The sequence below is a fragment of the Nitrospira sp. BLG_2 genome, from assembly GCF_049222245.1.
Window position 1 is genome coordinate 1 of the sequence record NZ_JBLYIG010000253.1, and the last position, 3,828, is coordinate 3,828.

At 50.1% G+C, this 3,828-nt stretch carries 4 protein-coding genes; 3 read left to right on the top strand and 1 reads right to left on the bottom strand.

The features are described 5' to 3' along the window. Together ACOSYY_RS06955 and ACOSYY_RS06960 are read left to right on the top strand one after the other, a co-directional pair. Positions 1-843, top strand: an 843-nt coding sequence (locus ACOSYY_RS06955) for a hypothetical protein (protein WP_421661541.1), incomplete at its 5' end; no start/stop codon positions are given. A gap of 89 nt (positions 844-932) precedes the next feature. Beyond that, positions 933-2,759 (top strand): GspE/PulE family protein, encoded by a 1,827-nt coding sequence (locus tag ACOSYY_RS06960; RefSeq protein WP_421661542.1) that lies wholly within the window; start codon positions 933-935, stop codon positions 2,757-2,759. A gap of 239 nt (positions 2,760-2,998) precedes the next feature. Here the strand turns inward: ACOSYY_RS06960 and ACOSYY_RS06965 are convergent, their stop codons facing one another. After that, positions 2,999-3,319 carry a PilZ domain-containing protein gene (locus ACOSYY_RS06965; RefSeq protein ID WP_421661543.1) on the bottom strand — a complete coding sequence of 107 codons (321 nt, stop codon included), beginning with the start codon at positions 3,317-3,319 and terminating at the stop codon, positions 2,999-3,001. Between the two features lie 291 nt (positions 3,320-3,610). Here ACOSYY_RS06965 and ACOSYY_RS06970 point away from each other — a divergent pair. After that, positions 3,611-3,828, top strand: a 218-nt coding sequence (locus ACOSYY_RS06970; protein ID WP_421661544.1) for a pilus assembly FimT family protein, incomplete at its 3' end; no start/stop codon positions are given.

The following is a 3,828-nucleotide window of genomic DNA, read 5'->3' on the forward strand; positions in this document are numbered from 1 at the left end:
GTCTCTGTGCATTGGGGTGATTTAAAGGTCGGAGGTGATCTTGTTCTCACACAAGCTGATGAGATTCCACTGAAGAGTGCACTTACTCCAATAACAGGGCAGGCATATGACGAAATGAAGCAACGAGAAGATCAATGGATGGAAGGATGGATAGGTGGGACGGTTCAGGTGACACACGTATCATCCGAACAGATTCCCGGTTTCCCCAGCAACCTTCACATGGGTCAGAACCCGATTCCTGGAGTCCCATTCGATCAGTGGCCCTACGAACACATCAAGCGAGTGGCAAAAAGATTCGGACGTTACTTCGCGATTGATCGAGAAGGTCTTCTCTACCCGCAAGGCATTGTAGAGCCGGGACGCGGCATTTCTCCGGACGAGATATTCCGGTCACAGGGAAGCGGCGATCAGCGTGGTCTGATATTCATCGACACGCTCGATCAAACGCCTCCCCGTTCGGACAATCTCGGGGTTGTTAGATTACAGGCTCCATACTTTGAAGGCTTGGCGGTAGTGCAAGGCCACGTTGTATTTGCTCCCGGTGGATCAGGACAGCCTATCCGGGTACTAAGTCCACCACAAATCGATCAGAGTAAGGAGAGTGTTCGGATACCTGTTCAACTCGCCAATATGCATTTCAATGGAGTACTCCACGTAAGTGGAGATATCACGATTGCCGGAAGAGTCAGACTCTACGGAGCAGTAGCAGCAGGTGGGACAATCACCTCGGCTGGTTCGGAAAGCAGCTTGGAGGTGTGGTATGACCACGATCTCAGTCGAGGGCTCTATCGTGGATTGCCCGTGGTCTATCGTGCCCCCGGGACCTGGATGGCTCGATATTGAGCCATAGACGGAGATCGAACGATATCAGCGCGAAACGGATTGTCACCTAAAAATAACTTCTTATTGCCGATGAGAAAGGATGAGATAGAATGATCACGCAAGGCGTTGAAACGCATCACAAACGGCAGATCCTTTCGGTTGCCAGCCTGAAAAAGTCAACGATGGCCAAACAACCTCGCAAGATGACGATGGGACGCAGTCTCTTAGACTGCATTGTCTATCGTGGGCTTATCAAACAGACGGATCTTGATGCTGCAATAGAAGAATCTTTATCGAGGGAAACTGACCTAGAAACCATCTTGCTCGACAAGTATCGCGTCCCGAAGTCTGCACTCGGCTCGGCGCTCAGCGAATTTTACCAATGCTCCTACGTGTCCTATGATGAACGAACCGTCATTGACCCGGAGCTATTGAAGAATCTCAGTTTCGATTATCTCAGAAGGAGCGCCTGGATTCCGTTGAAACGACAAGGGAATGTCCTCGACATTGTCATCAATGATCCGCATGATCTAGAGAAAGGTCTCGATATACGACGCGCGTTTCCCGGTACGACGATACGTTTCTCCGTCGGACTGCGGCGGGATATTGAACAATATCTCCTTGTAACAACAGGGCAGGCTAGTGGAGGATCGATAACTGAGATTCTCGGAGAACTTGTCGATGAAGCTGGCGTCGAACGAAACGGCGAGGTCGAGTCCGGAGAGATCAATGAAAATGATTCGGCCATCGTGCGTCTTGCGAACCAGGTGATCGCTGAGGCGTATCGATTAGGAGCTTCTGATGTCCATATTGAGCCCTATTCAGATCGCAAGGAGACGGCAGTACGGTTCCGCGTCGATGGTTCTTGCTTTACCTATATGCGTATTCCTGCCGTCTATCGACGTGCCATTGTTTCACGGCTGAAGATCATGGCTAACCTTGATATCGCTGAGCGACGCAAACCTCAGGACGGAAAAATCCGCTACAAATTGGCGAAGGATCGAGAAATCGAATTGCGGGTGGCAACATTGCCCACTGCGGGAAACAACGAGGATGTGGTGTTGCGTCTTCTAACGGCAAAGGAAACCATGCCCTTAGAGGCTATGGACTTTTCCGAAGACGTTCTGCAGGTCGTCAAAGAATTGTCCGAGCGGCCGCATGGGATTTTTCTTTGTGTGGGTCCGACTGGATCAGGAAAAACCACAACGTTGCACGCCGTAATGAAGCACATCAACACCGATGAGCGAAAGATTTGGACAGCGGAGGATCCCATCGAGATCACCCAAGAAGGTTTGAGGCAAGTTCAAGTGCATTCTAAAATCGGGTTTACCTTTGCTTCAGCCATGCGCGCCTTTCTTCGGGCCGATCCCGACGTAATCATGATTGGGGAAATGCGAGACAAAGAAACGGCTGATATCGCGATAGAAGCTTCTCTCACCGGCCATCTGGTGATGAGCACGCTCCATACCAACAGTGCGGTAGAAACAGTCACTCGCTTGCTGGACATGGGTTGCGACTCGTTCAACTTTGCCGACGCCATGCTGGGGGTACTGGCCATGCGCCTCTGCAAGCGAATTTGCTCTCATTGCAAAGAAACCTACCATCCGACTCAGCAAGAGTATGATGAACTTGTGCAAGGCTATGGAACGAGAAACTGGGAAAAGCTAGGGGTTACCTATACGGAAGATTTGCCTCTCTATCGTGGGCGTGGTTGCGAGGTCTGCAATCACAGCGGGTTTAGGGGACGGGTGGCGCTGCACGAACTTCTGGTGGGTTCAGAAGAAATTAAGAATCTGATCCAAGCCAAAGCGAGGACGGCCGAAATTCTCAGTGTGGCGATGCGGGATGGAATGGTCACCTTGCTACAGAATGGTATACAGAAAGTCCTGAAAGGTTTGACAACCTATCGGCAAGTCCGAGCGGTTGCGGTAAAGTAACATTGCGGGAGAAATAAGCAACCGTTGAATAGGGAAGGCCTAATTTATTCACAATTCCGAGTAGCAACAAGCTGAATTCCCTATGTTTGAGTGCCGACTGTTCATAATCGAGAATTATTCAGGAGAGCGCCAAATAGTGCGCATCTTGATTCTTGGAATGCGAATAAACAAAGGGTTTTGCGACGTTGCCGGCTGATCATTACGCACTATTTGGTGGTCGGCTCAGTATCAGACCTTCCTTAGGATGTTTGCTGCAACAACAAGGCGAAAGCTCTCAGCCTCATGAGGATATCGGGCCGAACACGGATGAATTCCAGCCCACATCGGTGTTCGGAAACCCAACGTACTCCTGCCAATTCAATGTTAGCCGGCCCCTCGCCATTTAAAAGATCGATATCCAACGAAACATAGGTCAAGACCGACGGAGGTTGCTCCGCCGTCATGGCACATCCCTGCGCCGATAGGTTCAAGACGGTTCCGTTTGACTTGGTTGCATAGCTCCAAAATTGGCAAGGAAGCTGAACAGCAAACCGCTGGGCCTTGCGAGATTCTCTTGTCATTGAACTCCCCTCTAAACCTATACAACTTAAAATCGCGGACATCTTCATATGTCCCATTCACAGTGGGGCACCGTCGGTACCCTAGTAACGATTGCCCATTCTATCAATAAAGATAGTCCCTCTGCCGTACGAAACGGTACAGCCTACACGCCGAAAATTGTCGTGCATCAGCGCGAAAAGTGGTCGAAGTGCCTTGGTCTCTATCGAGAATGAATACCATCAAATCAAGATGTTATATGGAACAGATGCTCGATTTAGAACGGCATGCCCCTTGCTCGATCAGGAGACGCCATGAGGGAAACAGCTAACATCATGAGCAAGTCCCGTTCAAACGAAGAAGGGTTCACCCTCATAGAAATCGCCATCGTAGGGGCCATTCTGAGCGTCGCGGCTGCGCTGTCTGTCCCAAACTTTCTTCAGATGTACGCAAAACATGAACTATATCAAGCCACAACTAGTCTCTATAACCGCTTGATCCTCGCTCGTTCTTCAGCGATCAGTCGCAATAT

What these genes read in the sequence shown, in the direction of transcription:
- ACOSYY_RS06960 (WP_421661542.1), top strand. Translation starts at nt 933, where the DNA reads ATGATCACGCAAGGCGTTGAAACGCATCACAAACGGCAGATCCTTTCG.
- ACOSYY_RS06965 (WP_421661543.1), bottom strand. Translation starts at nt 3,319, where the DNA reads ATGACAAGAGAATCTCGCAAGGCCCAGCGGTTTGCTGTTCAGCTTCCT.